Annotated in this window: 20 protein-coding genes; 16 read left to right on the top strand and 4 right to left on the bottom strand. The window is 50.3% G+C overall.

Annotated features, from left to right (window positions below; all coding sequences use genetic code 11):
* Window positions 1-13 precede the first annotated feature (13 nt).
* The 7 genes from PGL01S_RS13500 (at window position 14) to PGL01S_RS13470 (ending at window position 3,468) form a co-directional block, all read left to right on the top strand.
* Entirely contained in the window at window positions 14-469 is a 456-nt protein-coding gene (locus PGL01S_RS13500) for a VOC family protein (RefSeq protein ID WP_127495133.1), read from the top strand.
* A gap of 19 nt (window positions 470-488) precedes the next feature.
* Window positions 489-1,160, top strand: a complete 672-nt coding sequence (locus tag PGL01S_RS13495; RefSeq protein ID WP_127495132.1) for a ThuA domain-containing protein — start codon at window positions 489-491, stop codon at window positions 1,158-1,160.
* A gap of 89 nt (window positions 1,161-1,249) precedes the next feature.
* Entirely contained in the window at window positions 1,250-1,618 is a 369-nt protein-coding gene (locus PGL01S_RS13490; RefSeq protein ID WP_127495131.1) for an ArsR/SmtB family transcription factor, read from the top strand.
* 40 nt (window positions 1,619-1,658) lie between these two features.
* Window positions 1,659-2,165 (top strand): metallophosphoesterase family protein, encoded by a 507-nt coding sequence (locus PGL01S_RS13485; RefSeq protein ID WP_127495130.1) that lies wholly within the window; start codon window positions 1,659-1,661, stop codon window positions 2,163-2,165.
* A 75-nt stretch (window positions 2,166-2,240) separates the two neighbouring features.
* Window positions 2,241-2,963: a metallophosphoesterase gene (locus PGL01S_RS13480; protein ID WP_127495129.1), complete on the top strand. Its 723-nt coding sequence runs from the start codon at window positions 2,241-2,243 to the stop codon at window positions 2,961-2,963.
* A 20-nt stretch (window positions 2,964-2,983) separates the two neighbouring features.
* Window positions 2,984-3,199, top strand: coding sequence for a DUF3006 domain-containing protein (locus PGL01S_RS13475; RefSeq protein WP_127495128.1), 216 nt, complete (start codon window positions 2,984-2,986; stop codon window positions 3,197-3,199).
* The gene (locus tag PGL01S_RS13470) at window positions 3,196-3,468 is read left to right on the top strand and encodes a HesB/YadR/YfhF family protein (RefSeq protein ID WP_127495127.1); all 273 of its coding nucleotides are present in this window, start codon (window positions 3,196-3,198) and stop codon (window positions 3,466-3,468) included. Before PGL01S_RS13475 ends, PGL01S_RS13470 begins: the two co-directional genes overlap by 4 nt.
* Before the next feature lie 102 nt (window positions 3,469-3,570).
* Here the strand turns inward: PGL01S_RS13470 and PGL01S_RS13465 are convergent, their stop codons facing one another.
* From PGL01S_RS13465 to yxiS, 3 genes are all read right to left on the bottom strand, one after another.
* Window positions 3,571-4,218 (bottom strand): metal-dependent hydrolase, encoded by a 648-nt coding sequence (locus tag PGL01S_RS13465; RefSeq protein ID WP_127495126.1) that lies wholly within the window; start codon window positions 4,216-4,218, stop codon window positions 3,571-3,573.
* A gap of 138 nt (window positions 4,219-4,356) precedes the next feature.
* Window positions 4,357-4,998 (bottom strand): cysteine hydrolase family protein, encoded by a 642-nt coding sequence (locus tag PGL01S_RS13460; RefSeq protein ID WP_127495125.1) that lies wholly within the window; start codon window positions 4,996-4,998, stop codon window positions 4,357-4,359.
* A gap of 42 nt (window positions 4,999-5,040) precedes the next feature.
* On the bottom strand, window positions 5,041-5,349 hold the full coding sequence (gene yxiS, locus PGL01S_RS13455; RefSeq protein WP_127495124.1) for a protein YxiS: 309 nt from the start codon (window positions 5,347-5,349) through the stop codon (window positions 5,041-5,043).
* A gap of 155 nt (window positions 5,350-5,504) precedes the next feature.
* Between yxiS and PGL01S_RS13450 the strand changes: the two genes are divergently transcribed.
* The 9 genes from PGL01S_RS13450 to PGL01S_RS13410 all read left to right on the top strand — a co-directional run bounded on the left by PGL01S_RS13450 (window position 5,505) and on the right by PGL01S_RS13410 (window position 13,994).
* Window positions 5,505-6,350, top strand: coding sequence for an HAD-IIB family hydrolase (locus tag PGL01S_RS13450; RefSeq protein ID WP_127495123.1), 846 nt, complete (start codon window positions 5,505-5,507; stop codon window positions 6,348-6,350).
* A gap of 17 nt (window positions 6,351-6,367) precedes the next feature.
* Window positions 6,368-7,648 (top strand): D-alanyl-D-alanine carboxypeptidase family protein, encoded by a 1,281-nt coding sequence (locus PGL01S_RS13445; protein WP_127495122.1) that lies wholly within the window; start codon window positions 6,368-6,370, stop codon window positions 7,646-7,648.
* 113 nt (window positions 7,649-7,761) lie between these two features.
* Window positions 7,762-8,721 (top strand): nucleoside hydrolase, encoded by a 960-nt coding sequence (locus tag PGL01S_RS13440; protein WP_127495121.1) that lies wholly within the window; start codon window positions 7,762-7,764, stop codon window positions 8,719-8,721.
* A 40-nt stretch (window positions 8,722-8,761) separates the two neighbouring features.
* Window positions 8,762-9,274: an acyl-CoA thioesterase gene (locus tag PGL01S_RS13435; RefSeq protein WP_127495120.1), complete on the top strand. Its 513-nt coding sequence runs from the start codon at window positions 8,762-8,764 to the stop codon at window positions 9,272-9,274.
* 299 nt (window positions 9,275-9,573) lie between these two features.
* Entirely contained in the window at window positions 9,574-10,113 is a 540-nt protein-coding gene (locus PGL01S_RS13430) for a hypothetical protein (RefSeq protein WP_127495119.1), read from the top strand.
* 160 nt (window positions 10,114-10,273) lie between these two features.
* A complete protein-coding gene (locus tag PGL01S_RS13425) occupies window positions 10,274-10,996 on the top strand; it encodes an SDR family NAD(P)-dependent oxidoreductase (RefSeq protein WP_244935584.1) in 723 nt (240 codons plus the stop codon).
* Window positions 10,984-12,084 (top strand): threonine aldolase family protein, encoded by a 1,101-nt coding sequence (locus PGL01S_RS13420; RefSeq protein ID WP_127495117.1) that lies wholly within the window; start codon window positions 10,984-10,986, stop codon window positions 12,082-12,084. Before PGL01S_RS13425 ends, PGL01S_RS13420 begins: the two co-directional genes overlap by 13 nt.
* A gap of 44 nt (window positions 12,085-12,128) precedes the next feature.
* Entirely contained in the window at window positions 12,129-13,085 is a 957-nt protein-coding gene (locus PGL01S_RS13415; protein WP_127495116.1) for an ATP-binding protein, read from the top strand.
* A gap of 24 nt (window positions 13,086-13,109) precedes the next feature.
* The gene (locus PGL01S_RS13410) at window positions 13,110-13,994 is read left to right on the top strand and encodes a tetratricopeptide repeat protein (protein ID WP_127495115.1); all 885 of its coding nucleotides are present in this window, start codon (window positions 13,110-13,112) and stop codon (window positions 13,992-13,994) included.
* A gap of 60 nt (window positions 13,995-14,054) precedes the next feature.
* Here PGL01S_RS13410 and PGL01S_RS13405 read toward each other — a convergent pair whose 3' ends face one another.
* Complete coding sequence (locus PGL01S_RS13405) at window positions 14,055-14,945, bottom strand: LysR family transcriptional regulator (protein WP_127495114.1); 891 nt, start codon at window positions 14,943-14,945, stop codon at window positions 14,055-14,057.
* Window positions 14,946-15,085 lie beyond the last annotated feature (140 nt).

Below are 15,085 nucleotides of genomic sequence, written 5' to 3'. Positions count from 1 at the left end.
AAGGGGTATTATAATGAGTCAATCGGCAATCGGAACCAAAATGATTACCCAAATCGGAATTCTCGTGCATGATATCGAGGCCGTAAGTGAAGCGTACGCGAACTTCTTCGGCGTAGAAAAACCGGGGTGGAACTGGACCGATACCCCGGACAAAGCGCAAACCGAGTTTCAAGGCGAGCCTTCAGAGGCACGCGCCAAGCTGGCTTTTTTCGATATGGATTCCCTTCAACTCGAGCTGATTGAACCGGACTTGCACCCAAGCACCTGGCGGAATCATCTGGAGGAGCATGGGGAAGGACCGCATCATATCGCGTTTGTGGTGGAAGGCATGAAAGAGAAAATCGCCATCATGGAAAGTAAAGGCATGAAGCTGCAGCAGAAGGGCGAATATACCGGCGGACGTTATGCGTATTTCGATTCCGCTCCGCAGCTTAAGGTATTAATCGAACTGTTGGAGAACGATAAATAACGGCGGGGAGGGCATCATCATGCATAGACTATTAGCGGTAGTCGGGGATTACTATCACCCGGAGTCGGCCATCCAAGAAGGGCTTGAGGAAAGCCTCGCATCCTGGCTCGCGAGCGGTAACGTCAGCCTTGCTTATACGACGGCCGACCATCTAGCGAAAGCGCTTCTGGATAAGCCGGACGCAGTGATCCTCTTCAAGGACGACAAGATCAATCCGGCCGACGAGAATCCCGCGCATTGGCTGGATTCCGAGACGGAGCAGGCGATGCTTCAATACGTCTATGAAGGCGGCGGCTGGTTCTCCTGGCATTCCGGGCTTGCCTCCTACCCGGAGGACGGTGCGTATATCTCGATGACGCGCGGATATTTCAAGTACCATCCCGAGCAGAAGCTGGTTCGCTTTGAACCTGTGGCGAGCCATTCCTCGGATTCAACGAACCATTTTGCCGTAAACCCGGCGCTTGGCTTTGAATCGATGGAAGAGCACTATTTCGTTTCTTGCGACGAAGCTAACACCAATGTATTTATGCGCACCTACTCGGAGGATGGAGAATCCATCGGCGGCTGGTCGCATCCGTACGGCAAAGGACGGGTATGCTGCCTCACCCCTGCCCATAATCTTCACACTCTTATCCTGACCGAGATGAAACAATTGGTCGAAGCCTGCATCCGCTGGTGCGCACGGGCATAAAACCGCAGATTCCCGATTAAGCTCCTTCTATAGAGGAGCTTCTTCTTTTTCTGCTATAATGTCGGTATGTACATAAGGTGGTGCTCGTAATGGAAAAATTGATCGATGATCAATGTGACGATACGTGCCATGGCACGGAGCTTCATAGCGATAATCTGGCAAATGCGAGGATGGAAGAGCCAACCGCCATAGATTTGGCGGAAATGTTCAAGGCGCTTGGCGACCCAACCCGGGTAAAAATGATTTACGCGCTGCTGGACCGGGAGCTTTGCGTACATGATTTATGCCAGGTGCTCGACATGGCGCAGTCGGCTATCTCCCATCAGCTGCGGTATTTGCGCAATGTCAGGATTGTCAAACGTCGGAAGGCAGGCAAGACGGTCTATTATTCGCTTGACGATGATCATGTGAAGGAAATCTTTATTCAGACGCTCCAGCATGTGCAGCATTATGCCTGATTGACACGAAATCCGGAAGGCAAAAGGAGTGTTGCTTGCTATGAAAATTGTCGTCGTCTCGGATACCCATATGCCGCGTATGGCGAAGGCTCTTCCGCCAAGGCTTCTTTCCGAGCTTGCGAACGCTGATCTGATTCTCCATGCGGGCGACTGGACCAGCTCCGACGTATACCGGGAGTTGTCTAGGTTTGCGCCGGTAAAAGGCGTTGCCGGCAACAATGACGGGGAAACGATCGTCAAGAAGCTGGGCTTTAAGAAAATCGTCAAAGCCGGAGGGAAACGGATTGGCCTTGTGCACGGCCATCTTCCATACTCCAGCAAGAAGGCGGAACAGAATGCGGCCTTGTCTTTTGAAGCGGGACAGGTCGATGCGATCGTATTTGGCCACTCCCATGTTCCATTTCTAAAGGAACAGAACGGAATCCTGCTGTTTAATCCCGGTTCGGCGACGGCTAAGCGCAAGCAGCCCCAATACTCGTTCGGCATAATGAGCATTACGGAGGGCGAACTGAAGGCCAGGCATATTTTTTATGATAATAAGGTGTGAAGAGCTGCAGGGGAGGCTGGTATAATCGTCTATATCCTAATCGGGCTGGTAGCCCTAATTGCGCTGATCTACGGTTTGTTTATTCTCCCTACGCAATGGCTGAAGGTCGAGAGAGTCCATTATAAGACGGGAGCAGGTATAAAAGTTCTCCAAATCAGCGATATTCATATCGAGCATATTCGTATTCCGGCTAGCCGGCTAACCCGGTTAATAAAGACGGAGAGGCCCTCGTATATTGTGATAACGGGAGATTTCACGGAGCTTGCCCCGTATCTTCACAAAATGCAGCGTTACATAAAAGAGCTGGCATCGGCAGGCGTGCCTATCCTGGCGGTTTACGGGAATCATGATCATCATCTTCCTCCCGATGCCCTGAAGCAATTGACGAAGATACTGGAAGGCGCCGGAGTTCGTCTGCTGCACAACGAAGTTCTGGATCAAGGGCACTATCAATTTATCGGCATCGATGATTGGACCAGCAAGAAAAGCGATCCCGAACACGCGTTCGCTAAGGCGGATTCGAGCAAACCATCCATCGTACTGACGCATGATCCCAATGTTGTTTTGCATATCAAGGACTCGTTCGCGTACCTGATGGCGGGGCATTTTCACGGGATGCAGTTTCATCTGCCGTTCCTGTTCAAGTATTTGAAAAAAGGCGCATTGCCTGCGGCAGGAATCTATAAAGGGATGCATCGGATGGAGAACGGCATGATTTATATTTCAAAAGGAATCAGCCAGACTGGCACAAATGCCCGTTTTCTCATTCGAAGCGAAGTCACCATTCATCAATTGTAGCAGGCGGGGAGCGGGAAGCCGTGGCGGATCAGGAGCAACAGCCGAAATCGTGCAGAACGGAACGTATCGGAATAGTCGCAGGCATTACGGACGATCAGGTGCGGCTTGAGGTAGAAGGAAAGTCCGTTCATGTCCCCCGAAGCAAGACCTCGGAAAACCTGATTGTTGGCGATCAAGTGAGCTGGAGCGGGACAGTCTGGGTGAAAATACGGGAAGAGGAGGTGAAGAACCGATGAAAATGAGCGTTACTTCTGCCGCAACGGCACTTTTCAAACAAGAATGGGGTTTCAAGAACAATGACAGCGTGCGGATCTTTGTCCGGTACAGCGGCGGCGGAGAGGACGCCTTCGCATTCGGCATCATGAAGGATACCGCCCGTTATCCGGCCGTATCGACGGTGGAAGACGGCATTACGTTCTACATGGAGGAAAATGATGCGTGGTATATGGATGGAAAGGATCTTACCATCGACTGCCGCAATGACAATATCGTGTTTATTCGGTAATCCCTCTTATAAAGATACAAAGAAAGACGCTTCAACCTTGTAAACACATGGTTTTGAAGCGTCTTTTCTTCATTTTCTTCATGTGGCGGCATGCCTTAATCGTTATAGGAAAGGCAGCTTGAAGGATTTCTTAACGAGCGGATACAGCCATTTCACTCCGCTTGGCGTTAACGTGTCGGCAATCAAATGCGATAAGTAGCCGGCGACGGCAATCTGCATAATGCCTTCCAGCTGCAGCTGCTTCTCCAGACCCCAAGCAATGGCGCCCCATGCAACAACCGCCCATACCGTGTGAGTTAGACCTCGATGCTTAAGCCAAGGCACCCAAACGACAAACACGCCAAAGCCGATTAACCAGGTCATGCTCATCGTTATTCCGCCATAGATCAGAGCAGCGCCTACCGTGCTTACCAAGGCATTCCGGATCGTGCCGCTGCGTACGACGAGACCGAGAAGCAGAAGAGCGGCGCAAGCAACGCCAAGCGGGATGTTTATGTAATGATCGCTGAAGTATAAATACGCCGTAACGGCGGTCAGCAGCCAGCCGCTTCCGAGGAGAAGGCCATGCAGCCATTTGGAGATTTTGCTTGCTTTCGAGCTTAATAGACTGGGCCCGTCAAGATCGGCGCTTAAGGCGGAAAATGCGGCGACGGCAATATAAGTCGCTGCGTTAACGAGAGTAAACGGATAATGAGCTGCAGCGGCTGAGCCAATCGCAACGCCGATAGTAAGATGAGTCGTGCCTTTCATTGGACCTCCTGTGACTGATTTGCGGTAATCAAACGTATGTTCGCCTATCTATTATAGCGCATACGTTCGGTTAACGCCACATTGGTTAACATAAATATTCATACGTTAACTCAGCCCATTTTAAGTCCTATAAAGCATCTATTGCTGCAGTTCATTAAGGAGCGGTTGGGTCTGATAGATCCGGACGCCAATGTTCTTCATTTCGGTTATTCCTTGTTCATAAACGCCCGAGAGGGAATCTTCCACCAGGATAAGCTTGAAGTCCCGTTCGCTTGCTTGATAAATACTGGTTCGAGGGCAGTTGGGAAAGTTGCAGCCGATAAAAATTAACGTATCGATATCTTTATCCCGCAGGAAGGCTTCAAGCCCCGTTTGGTAAAAAGCGCCCCAGCGCGGTTTATACATCATCCATTCGGAAGGCCCTATAAGTGGAAGGCTGCCTTCGAGCAAAACCCGTGGATCAGCCGCTTTGGCGTCAGCCGGCATGATTTCCTCCACAAGCTCTGCGCCTTTAGTGCCCGGACGGACAATGGCAACGCCGGATTCAATCAGCTCTTTGCGGCAAAGGTCGACGTTTGAACCATTTTCCATGTAGAGCCGCACGACATGAATAATCGGAATCCCTGAAGCTCTTGCGGCATCCAATATAAGCTTCATCCTTGGAATGACTGCGTAGGTTCCCTTAATTTCGGCAACCGCTCCAGGCAGACTGAAATCATTTTGCGTATCAATGGTAATGACTGCACAGCGGTTAAAGTTCGGTTTTGTATATTTTTCCATATAACAACCTCCTTTATTTGGATGCAGCTATGTATTCGATTGCTAACGATGCTTGCGCGGACGGCGGTCAATCTCTTCGGACACGACGAAGGCAAGCTCTTCATTGCCAAAAAGCGACAGCACCTGCAGAACCGTAGCGTCGTCGATATCGCCGGCTTCTTCCTTAGGCGCCGTTAAAGGGATCGCTTCAAGCAGACGGCTATTGCCTATTTGTTCAGGATAGGCCCGAGCATAGAGTTCTGCGGCATCCAGCCCATGATTGACGCACCACTGGGCGAACACAAGAATCATCGTATCCTCATCCCGTTTATAGCTTTCTATGATAATCTGTTCCATTTCTTTTGAATTCATTGCTATTTCTCCTTTAAGAAGGTAATATAATTTACGAAAAATTATTCATAATAGACGGATTGTAATATGAAAGCAGTCAGAATACAATTGTCTATTTTGCCATAGCGATTCATGGTTTTCGGACGGACTAATCGAATCTAATGGAGGAATTAAATATGCCTTCCTGCTATTTAACGGATCTGGACGGCACGCTGCTGCGTTCGGATCAGTCTTTATCGGATTACACGATCGCTCAGCTTAAGGAAGCGCTGGAAGCGGGTACGATTATCAGCTATGCAACGGCAAGAAGTTATGCGAGCTCTAAAAAGGTTACTTCGTCCATTCCATGGCGTTATCCGGTTGTACTGTATAACGGCGCCGTCATTTTCGATCCTGAAGGGAAGCGGGTATTAGGCGGTCATTGGCTTAGTCCCCAATTATCGAATGACATTCTGGAAGCGGGACGGCAGCACGGACTTGCTCCGCTGGTATTCGCGCTGAACGAAGACGATGAGGAGAAGGTGCTGCATGAGAAGCTGACCCGAGCGGGGGATCTTGCTTTTTATGAGAGCAGACCCCAAGATCCGCGGTTTACGGAGCTAGAGTTTCTTCATATCCATGATTCCTTCCGTTCGCTCATCCTCTCCTTTATCGGACTTTATGAGGAGCTTTTGCCATTGAAGCAGGCCGCCGAGCGGCTGTTTGGAGGGCTTGTTCACATTCAGTTCATAAAAGACGCGTATATTAAAGATCATTATTTCCTCGAAATGAGTCATCCCTTGGCGAATAAAGGCGAAGGGGCGAGGTTATGGGCAAAGCTCGTTGGAGCGGAAATAAAAGACGTAACGGTATTCGGAGACAACCTCAATGATCTAGGCATGTTCCGTGAAGCCGGAACCCGAATAGCCGTCGCGGATGCGCATGAACAAATCATACAATTGGCGGACTGCATCGTCGGCACCAGTAATGAGGATGCGGTCGCCCGATATATAGCGGTAGAACGGTCTCGTTTGACTACATGACAATAAAGAGGGGAATTATGAGAAGACTTCCTGGCTTGATAGCAATGATGTTCATTTTTCTCGTTATACTAGCAGCCGAACCTGTTTTTGCGGAAGAAGCCCTGCAGCCGCCGGCAGAACAAACCGGGCAGCCAGCAGACCAGACGGTAGAGCAGCTGCCGGAAACGCCGCATTCCGAAGCCGCGATCCTGATCGATGCCAAGTCCGGCGCCGTGTTGTTCGCCAAGAATGAAACGGAGCGGCTGTATCCGGCCAGCATAACCAAAATTGTAACCGGCATCATCGCGCTGGAGCAGTCCAATCCATCCGACATCGTAACCGTCTCCAAGACGGCGCGGAACGAGGACGGCACCCGGATCTATCTGGCGGAAGGCGAGCAGAAGCCCATGCTGGATCTTATCGAAGGGATGCTCATTAACTCCGGGAATGACGCGGCAACGGCCATTGCGGAGCATATCGACGGAACAAAAGAGCAATTTGCCGAGCGAATGAATGAATTTGTGCGTAAGCTTGGGCTTTGGGATACGAATTTCGTGAACCCAAGCGGCTTGCCAGACGAGAATCAATATACGACGGCCAGAGATATGGCCAGGATCGCGCAATATGCTATGCAAAACGAGCAGTTTCGGCAGGTTGTAGCAACCAAATCGAGGCCATGGGTCGGAGAAGAGTGGGTCTCCAAGCTCGAAAATCATAATAAGATGCTGGGGAGCTACGAAGGCGCCATTGGCGTCAAAAACGGCTTTACGCAAGCTGCAGGGTATACCTTGGTCTCCGCGGCTCAGCGAGGCGATATGGAGCTTATCGGCGTTATTCTAAAGGGCGCTACCGATTCGGGCGTTTATAAGGATATGACGCAGCTTCTCGATTATGGTTTTGCCCATTTTACAAGCAAGCAGGTTATGGCTGCCGACGAGAAGCGGACATTCGTAACGTGGGATACGGGAAAACCCGCTGAATTTATAGCCGACAAGCCGTTATTTGTAACGATCAAGGACGGGGTTGTTCCTACCGTAGCGGTCGACTCCAATGGCAAAGTCTATGTTCAGTCTTCGGAAGTCTATAATCCGGCCGAAACAGCGGGAGCATTAGTTCCGATCATTCCGCTTGCCGAGCAGGCGGAGGTTCAGATTGCTTCGGTTACCAACTCCAATCCGGTAAAAGGCAGCGGTCAATCCGCTAAATTCTCCGGTTGGAATCTGGGGGTTGCGATTACCTGGTCCGTCATGCTGCTATTCATGCTGTTAGCAGGAAGAATCATGTATGTAAGGCAGCGCAGAAGAAGATTATATAAATAACCATGCAGAAGAGCCAGGACTTAAGAAGTCTTGGCTCTTCCGTTTCATCTAGGGTAGGCAAAATTTGTCGAATTCGATTACAATAGAGGTATTCGGACAGGAGGAATAGCAATATGAACACAAAGACACGCATTATTTTGGATGTAGACACGGGGATTGACGATGCACTGGCGATTTTGTATGCCTTGCTCTCGCCGGAAATTCATGTTGAAGGATTAACAACCGGCTTCGGAAATATTAATGTGGAACAAGCTACGGAAAACACTCTTCGGCTTATTAAGCTGGCGAATTGCGGCTATGAGGTGCCGGTAGCGGCAGGTGCTTCCGGTCCGCTTAAACGCGAATATGCCGGCCCGGTGCCGCATATTCACGGCTATAACGGAATTGGCGATGCGGAGATTCCGCCAACGGAGCAGCGGCCCCTGAAGGAATCGGCAGCAGAGTTTATCGTCCGCAAAGCCCACGAACTCCCTGGCGAGCTGGTTGTCATCACGGTTGGCCGCATGACCAATCTTGCCTTGGCCTTGTCTCTGGATCCATCCATTGCGGGCAAGATCCGACAAGTAGTCGTGATGGGCGGAACCGTCTTTGCTCCAGGTAACGTTACACCGGTCAGCGAAGCGAATCTGTGGGGCGATCCGGAGGCGGCTCAGCAAGTATTCCGTTCCGAGGTGCCGCTTACGATCGTAGGTCTGGATGTTACGCTGGAAACGAGACTTTCCAAAGGTCACCTGGCCCAGCTTCGTCAGCTTGCTCCGGATAATAAGCAGCCAATCGTAGATTTTTTACATACATCGCTCGAAAAGTACTTCGATTTCTATCTCCAAACTAATCAGTACCTGGGCGAATGTCCGATGCATGACCCGCTCGCGGTGCTGGTAGCGGTTAACCCGTCTCTTGTGAACACGAGAGTCATGCATGCGGATATCGACTGCGGACATGACTTGACGGCAGGCATGATCATTACGGATCGTCGGGTCATTCCGGCTGTCGGTAGAGAGATTACGTTCTGCCTGGAAGTAGATGCCGACCGTGCTCTGCGGCAAATGTTGTCCGTATTTCTTGCGCCTTAAGGACAGGTAGTTTGAATAACAAGGAAAGAAGATGGCTGAAATGGAACAACGTTATTCCAGAGAATCCAGATGTTACAAGACGTCCAGAATTTTCCCGACGGATGTGAATAACCACAACACGTTATTTGGCGGCAAGCTAATGGCTTATATCGATGATATTGCCTCCATTGCCGCAACCAAGCATTGCCGTCGAGCCGTCGTAACGGCTTCAACCGATTCCGTCGATTTTCTGCAGCCGATCCGTCCATCGGATTCCGTCTGTCTGGAGTCCTTTGTTACTTGGACGGGCCGTACATCCGTCGAAGTGTTTGTTAAGGTCATTAAAGAAGATCTGTTAACCGGGGAGCGCATCGTTGCGGCAACCTCTTTCCTGACCTTCGTTGCTCTGGATCAGAATAGGCACCCGGTACCCGTGCCTAAGGTCATGCCGGAGTCCGAAGAAGAGTTCAAGCTGTACGAGACGGCTCCGCATCGTGCGGAGATGCGGCGAATCCGCCGCGAGGAAAGCAAGAAATTCGCGGATTATTTGACAGTCGTCCATCCGTGGGATTAATAGTGGACGTAAAAAATGCGCATTCAGCTCGAATGCGCATTTACTGCATAGTGGATACACCCGTATACGAATAAGGCTAGAACCACGCATAATCCTATGATAATATATACCGCTTTACGTCCATTCATTTAAGCACCAGCTTTCTATGTACATCGATCTTTGATCTATTATATACGAATATGGTAGTAAAGTCATGGCGGCCCGGTCTTGCTTCATTCCGCGATGTTACATATACTTTTATAATCGGGTTATGCTTAATCCGGCTTAAGGAAGTCTGGCAAGAGGGGAATGACGACAAAATGGAGCAAGCTTCCAAACCGCAGCAGGATGCCACCAACATTCCGCAGGAGGAATTTTTCGCTGCTGCCGCATTATTTTGCCGCGCATATCCAGTATTCGTCGCGGAGATTGACCGTGTAGAAGCCGAACGCGGAAGATTAAACGACTTCCAGCTCATGCGCGCGGTGAACAAAGCCAAAGAAGGTCTTGTTATTTTAGGCTGGGATTGCCGAAAGGCCGTTAATGCGCTATTTGATACGTATGTGGAAATCTATAAGCATAGCAGCAAGGATGACGCCAATGAATGGGCGGAGTCAACCTTTGGCTGCAGCAAGACCCTAATCTACGAGCCTCCGCTTGTGGAGGAAGAGATACTGGAACACGGCGTGTCTCTGGAATTGCGCATTGAGCAGCTCACGGCTCTTATTCACGAACAAGAGGCAACTCTGCTGCAAAATTACAGGGATCTCTATCGGCTTAAGATTGCTGCTGCCCACGAGGCGGAAGCAGAGAACAGCCTGGAAGAATTGGAGCAGAACAGCAAGCAGCTAGAAGAGTAAGGCGAAAAACCGTTGTCGAACCGGCAGCGGTTTTTCCTTATGCGGCCTGCGTAAACGATTTCATGCTGTTGGTTGTATGCTATACTGAGGAAGCAACAACTGCTCTGGCCGGATTGGACGGCATACGCGTGAGCAGACTGGGAGAGGAGACGGGATACGGATGATCAGAACTTTGTTAGTGACAGGCGCGGATCGCGGGGTTGGCTTGGCGCTTGCCGCCAAATGGCTGGAGGACGGCAACCGCGTATTCGCGGGACAGTACGCGGACAGCCCCGGACTGCAAGAGCTGCAGCAGCAATACGGCGAGCAGCTGACGGTATTCCCGCTGGATGTGGCAAGCGAAGCAAGCGTGAAGCAGGCTTACGAATGGGTACGGTCCCGGACCGATAAGCTTGATGTCCTTATAAATAACGCAGCAATATTGGGAGATATTAGAAATACCATTCTCGGGGAGCTTCATTACGAAGAAATGCTGAGCGTTTTTAATGTGAATGCCTTGGGCAGCCTGCGCATGAGCCACACGTTCACGCCGCTACTGCTGCAAAGCGATTCCAAGCTGATTGCAAATATCTCCTCGGAAGCAGGAAGCATTACCGACTGCTGGCGTGATGCCTGGTATGCGTACTGCATGTCCAAATCGGCGGTAAACATGCAGTCGAAGCTTATACATAACGGCCTGAAGCCGCAGGGAGGACGCGTGCTGGTCATTCATCCGGGCTGGGTGAAGACGCATATGCAGGGCAAGCTGGATGAAGCGGCTGAACTGACTCCCCAGCAGTCTGCGGCAGGGATTACGAGGGTGATCCAGTCGGCATTATCCAGGGATGCAGCTGAAATGGAATGCGAATACGTAGATTATGAAGGTAGGAAATTAAATTGGTAAAGACACTTCTAGAAGCTTTTAACACAGCGGAATACCCGGTATTCGGACACGGAAAACGAAATGTTCAGGTTCTTAAAGATACTTTTGATCACTTGGACGGCGAAATAGACAGCGATATTTACGGGACGGGCACCGTTATCGAAGACTTTCAGACGAAAATAGCGGCTTATCTGGGAAAACCTTCGGCGGTCTTTTTCCCGAGCGGAACGATGGCTCAACAAATCGCGCTGCGGCTATGGTGCGAGGAAAAGGGCAGCCGCAAGGTTGCGTACCATCCGTTATGCCATCTGGAGATTCATGAGCAGGACGGACTCAAGGAGCTTCACCATATAGAGCCTGTTCTGCTGTCGGATAAAGACCGGTTAATCACGCTAGACGATGTGAAGAGCATGGAGGATGGCATTGCTTGTCTGCTGCTCGAACTGCCCCAGCGTGAAATCGGAGGACAGCTGCCTGCCTTCGAGGAGCTTGAGGCGATTGCGGCTTACTGCCGCGCGAGAGACATTAGGCTTCATCTTGACGGAGCTAGACTGTATGAGATTTTGCCTTACTACGGGAAGACGGCAGCGGAAGTATGCAGCTTGTTTGATAGCGTTTATGTGTCCTTTTACAAAGGCATCGGCGGAATTGCCGGAGCTATAATTGCCGGCGAGGATGAGTTCACGAAGCAATCGAAGATCTGGAAGCGGCGCCATGGCGGTGATCTGATCAGCCTTTATCCCTATATTCTGAATGCGGATCAAGCGTTTGACGAACGGCTTCCGAAGATGGAGCAGTATTACCGTTCTGCCGTCGAATTGGCCGGCTTGTACAATAGCGGCATTGAAGGCGTAACGACCCGCCCTTTGGTGCCGGTGTCGAATATGTTCCATGTTCACGCGGCTTTTCCGAAAGAAACCTTTGAGACTATCTTGATCGCCGTATATGAAGAGACCGGGATCGGCCTGACGGGTAATGTCCGCGACGCGGGGGAAGGTGCTTCTTACTATGAAGTAAGCTTGGGAGACCGTTACCCTGCGATTCCGAAAGACCGGTTAAAGCAGGCATTCGAGCTGCTTCACGAGAAAGTAAAACAAACGGCGAAATGAATATGATACTATTTTCTATATAGCGGTGAAGGAGGAATCCCAGAATGTCGGATTATGATGAACTTTCGGAGAGGCGAAGAAATAAGCTGAAGCTGATGCAGTTTGATAAGGATGAGCATTCCTTGGTCGAATCGGATAAGCCGAAAGAAACCTTCGAGGATGTTGGCGGCCTGGAAGAAGTGAAGAAGAAGATCCGCATGAACTTTATTTTGCCATTGCAGCAACCGGAAATCTTCAAAGCTTATGGCAAAGAGGCCGGCGGCAGCCTTCTCTTGTTCGGACCTCCGGGATGCGGCAAGACGTTTCTTGCCCGGGCTGTTGCGGGCGAGATTGACGCGAACTTCATTCATATCGAGCTGCAGGCGATCCTGTCGATGTATGTCGGTCAAAGCGAGCATAACCTGCACGATGTATTCCAGAAAGCTCGGGAAAATAAACCTTGCGTCATCTTCATCGATGAGCTGGACGCCATGGGCGGCAGCCGTCATCAGATGAGGCAGCATCATGAGCGCATGCTCGTCAATCAGCTTCTGACGGAGCTGGACGGGCTGCAATCCGGCAACGACCAAGTATTCGTCATTGGGGCAACCAATACGCCTTGGTATCTGGATTCCGCCTTGCGCCGCCCTGGACGGTTCAATCATCTTGTGTTTGTACCGCCGCCGGAGGAGGAAGAACGTTCTAGCATTTTGCGGCTGAAGCTTGCAGGCAAGCCTGCGAGCACGCTGAATCTTGGCAAGCTTGCCGCAGAGACAAAGCTGTTCTCGGGCGCGGATCTGGAGCAGGTTGTCAATGATGCCGTAACCTCGGCAATGGAGAGAACGTTCGAGACCGGAGAGATTCAGCCGATTACCCAGGATGATCTCCGGAAAGCGCTGAAAGAGCGGAAAGCGACAACGATCGAATGGTTTGCGACAGCCCGAAACTATGCCACCTTCAGCGACGTGAATGGAGATTACAAGATTGTGCTGGATTACGCAAAGAAGCATGGGATAAAATAGACGATTCGGGAGGAGGATTAAGTATTGGAAGAAGAGACATTAACCCCATCCTCTCATACAGGCTACACGAACGTTTACCAGCTGATGTCCTGGAAGAAGTATAAGGAAGCTTTGATTGAAACGGAGAAGCTTCTTCGGAATGATCCTCATAGTCCGGATCCCTACGCTTTATACGCGCAAATTTGCGTATTAATGGGGGATTACGAGAAAGCCCAACATTGGGTGGATGAGGCGTTAAAACGCGATCCTGAGCACCATCTGGGCTGGTATGTGCGCGTTTCGTTGTTTTACGAGACCGGCAACGAGGCAGCCTTCCATGAAGCGGTCAGGGAAGCGCTGCGAATTGACCCTTACGAGGCGCATTATTATTACTTGCAGGCTAATCAATTGAACAAGAAGGGCAAATTCAACGAAGCGAAGGAACAAATCGAGATCGCCTTAGAGCTGGAACCCGAGAATCCGCAGTATTTGTCCATTCTCAGCTACACGGAAGCTCTGCTTGGAAATGATGCCGTATCCAGAGAGACGGAACGCGAAGCGCTAAGGTACGGTGCAGAGGAACCGATTGTGTTGATGTATCTAGCTTGGTCGGCTGCAAGAAGAGGGGATTATAAGCTGCACGAGACTTACATGCAAAGCGCGGTACGGTTAAATCCGGACGAGAAGCAGTATCAGGACGAATACCTGGAGTCGCTTCAGAATCAATATGTACTCTACCGGATCTGTTTGTGGCCTAATAAATTATTCCGTAAAATGAAGCCTTGGCAAATTTTTGTCATGTGGGCGGTATGTTGGTTATTGTTCAAGCCCCTGGTCTTTGCCTTTATTATTCTTCATCTCATTGCCCATTGGTCGACGAAAGCCATCGTTCATGTAAAGATTTTTGGCTGGCGCAGGCGGCGGACATAAGCATATATCGGAACACAAGCGAAACCGGATCGATTCTCTTAAGGAGAACGATCCGGTTTTTTATTGTCCGATTAGATCATGCTGCTTGTAGGACTCCAGGAATTCCAGGTACTGCCTTGAAGCGCGGGACAAGTATCGCTTTTCATTCCAGGCAATGGAGAACTCGCGTTCACAGACCGGCGATTGAATGCTCAGCAGCTTAACATGGGGATCTTCATTCGTATTTCTCGGTACAAAGGCAATGCCAAGCCCCGCTTGAACAAGACTCCATAACGCGGAAGGCTCATCCACCTCGCAAATGATATTTCGGGATACACCCGCGGCTTCGCAATAAGCTTCGTTAATTTGACGGAATGGATGCCCCGCATGATATTCGATATAGGCCTCATTTGCCGTTTCAATCAAGGTAATCGTGTCTCTGTCCGCAAGTGGGTGGGTGATCGGTACGGCAAGGCAAACTTCCGCCGTCCATACGATTTGCTCCTTAATCCAGGATTGATTCAGCGGTGCGGCAATGAAGCAGAGGTCTACATCACCGCGCTCCAGCAGTCCGACCATATCGCTCGACGAGGCCGGTGGGATCTGGGTCACGCGAAAAATAATTTCCGGATTTTCCTTGCGGAATTCGCTTATGGTGGAAGAGAGGCGGTTAAGCGTTGGGGTAGCGAGCCGTATCGTTCCTTGCTCCGTGCCTAGCATATCCGTCAATTGCCTTCGTCCTTCATCAAGCGCTCCAAGCGCAATCTCAACCTGCTGCAGAAAAGCTTTACCGAAACGATTTAACCGGATTTGCCGGTTATTCCGGTCAAACAGGGCGACGCCAACGTCATCTTCCAGTCGCGAGATGGTCTTGCTAAGCGCAGGCTGAGCAATACGAAGCACTTCGGCTGCTTTTGTCATATGCTCGTATTTCGCGACCGTACGAAAATAATGAAGCTGAAGCAGTTCCAATAAGTAAACCTCCCCATTCTTTCTTTGTTACCTTCGTTTCCATATACCTGAGTATATAATAACATACAATAATATATATTATCATTTATCGTTTGTGAGGGGTATATTGGTAAATATAAAGAGATGCAGGAGGGAAATTA

It is taken from the genome of Paenibacillus glycanilyticus NBRC 16618, from assembly GCF_004000805.1.
In the GTDB taxonomy this organism is placed as follows: Bacteria; Bacillota; Bacilli; order Paenibacillales; family Paenibacillaceae; genus Pristimantibacillus; species Pristimantibacillus glycanilyticus.
This window is presented reverse-complemented; position numbering and strand designations above follow the sequence as displayed.

Excerpts from the sequence above, each read along its gene's own strand:
- PGL01S_RS13500 (WP_127495133.1), top strand. The coding sequence starts at position 14 with ATGAGTCAATCGGCAATCGGAACCAAAATGATTACCCAAATCGGAATT.
- PGL01S_RS13495 (WP_127495132.1), top strand. The coding sequence starts at position 489 with ATGCATAGACTATTAGCGGTAGTCGGGGATTACTATCACCCGGAGTCG.
- PGL01S_RS13490 (WP_127495131.1), top strand. The coding sequence starts at position 1,250 with ATGGAAAAATTGATCGATGATCAATGTGACGATACGTGCCATGGCACG.
- PGL01S_RS13485 (WP_127495130.1), top strand. The coding sequence starts at position 1,659 with ATGAAAATTGTCGTCGTCTCGGATACCCATATGCCGCGTATGGCGAAG.
- PGL01S_RS13470 (WP_127495127.1), top strand. The coding sequence starts at position 3,196 with ATGAAAATGAGCGTTACTTCTGCCGCAACGGCACTTTTCAAACAAGAA.
- PGL01S_RS13465 (WP_127495126.1), bottom strand. The coding sequence starts at position 4,218 with ATGAAAGGCACGACTCATCTTACTATCGGCGTTGCGATTGGCTCAGCC.
- PGL01S_RS13460 (WP_127495125.1), bottom strand. The coding sequence starts at position 4,998 with ATGGAAAAATATACAAAACCGAACTTTAACCGCTGTGCAGTCATTACC.
- yxiS (WP_127495124.1), bottom strand. The coding sequence starts at position 5,349 with ATGAATTCAAAAGAAATGGAACAGATTATCATAGAAAGCTATAAACGG.
- PGL01S_RS13450 (WP_127495123.1), top strand. The coding sequence starts at position 5,505 with ATGCCTTCCTGCTATTTAACGGATCTGGACGGCACGCTGCTGCGTTCG.
- PGL01S_RS13445 (WP_127495122.1), top strand. The coding sequence starts at position 6,368 with ATGAGAAGACTTCCTGGCTTGATAGCAATGATGTTCATTTTTCTCGTT.
- PGL01S_RS13440 (WP_127495121.1), top strand. The coding sequence starts at position 7,762 with ATGAACACAAAGACACGCATTATTTTGGATGTAGACACGGGGATTGAC.
- PGL01S_RS13435 (WP_127495120.1), top strand. The coding sequence starts at position 8,762 with ATGGAACAACGTTATTCCAGAGAATCCAGATGTTACAAGACGTCCAGA.
- PGL01S_RS13430 (WP_127495119.1), top strand. The coding sequence starts at position 9,574 with ATGGAGCAAGCTTCCAAACCGCAGCAGGATGCCACCAACATTCCGCAG.
- PGL01S_RS13425 (WP_244935584.1), top strand. The coding sequence starts at position 10,274 with ATGATCAGAACTTTGTTAGTGACAGGCGCGGATCGCGGGGTTGGCTTG.
- PGL01S_RS13415 (WP_127495116.1), top strand. The coding sequence starts at position 12,129 with ATGTCGGATTATGATGAACTTTCGGAGAGGCGAAGAAATAAGCTGAAG.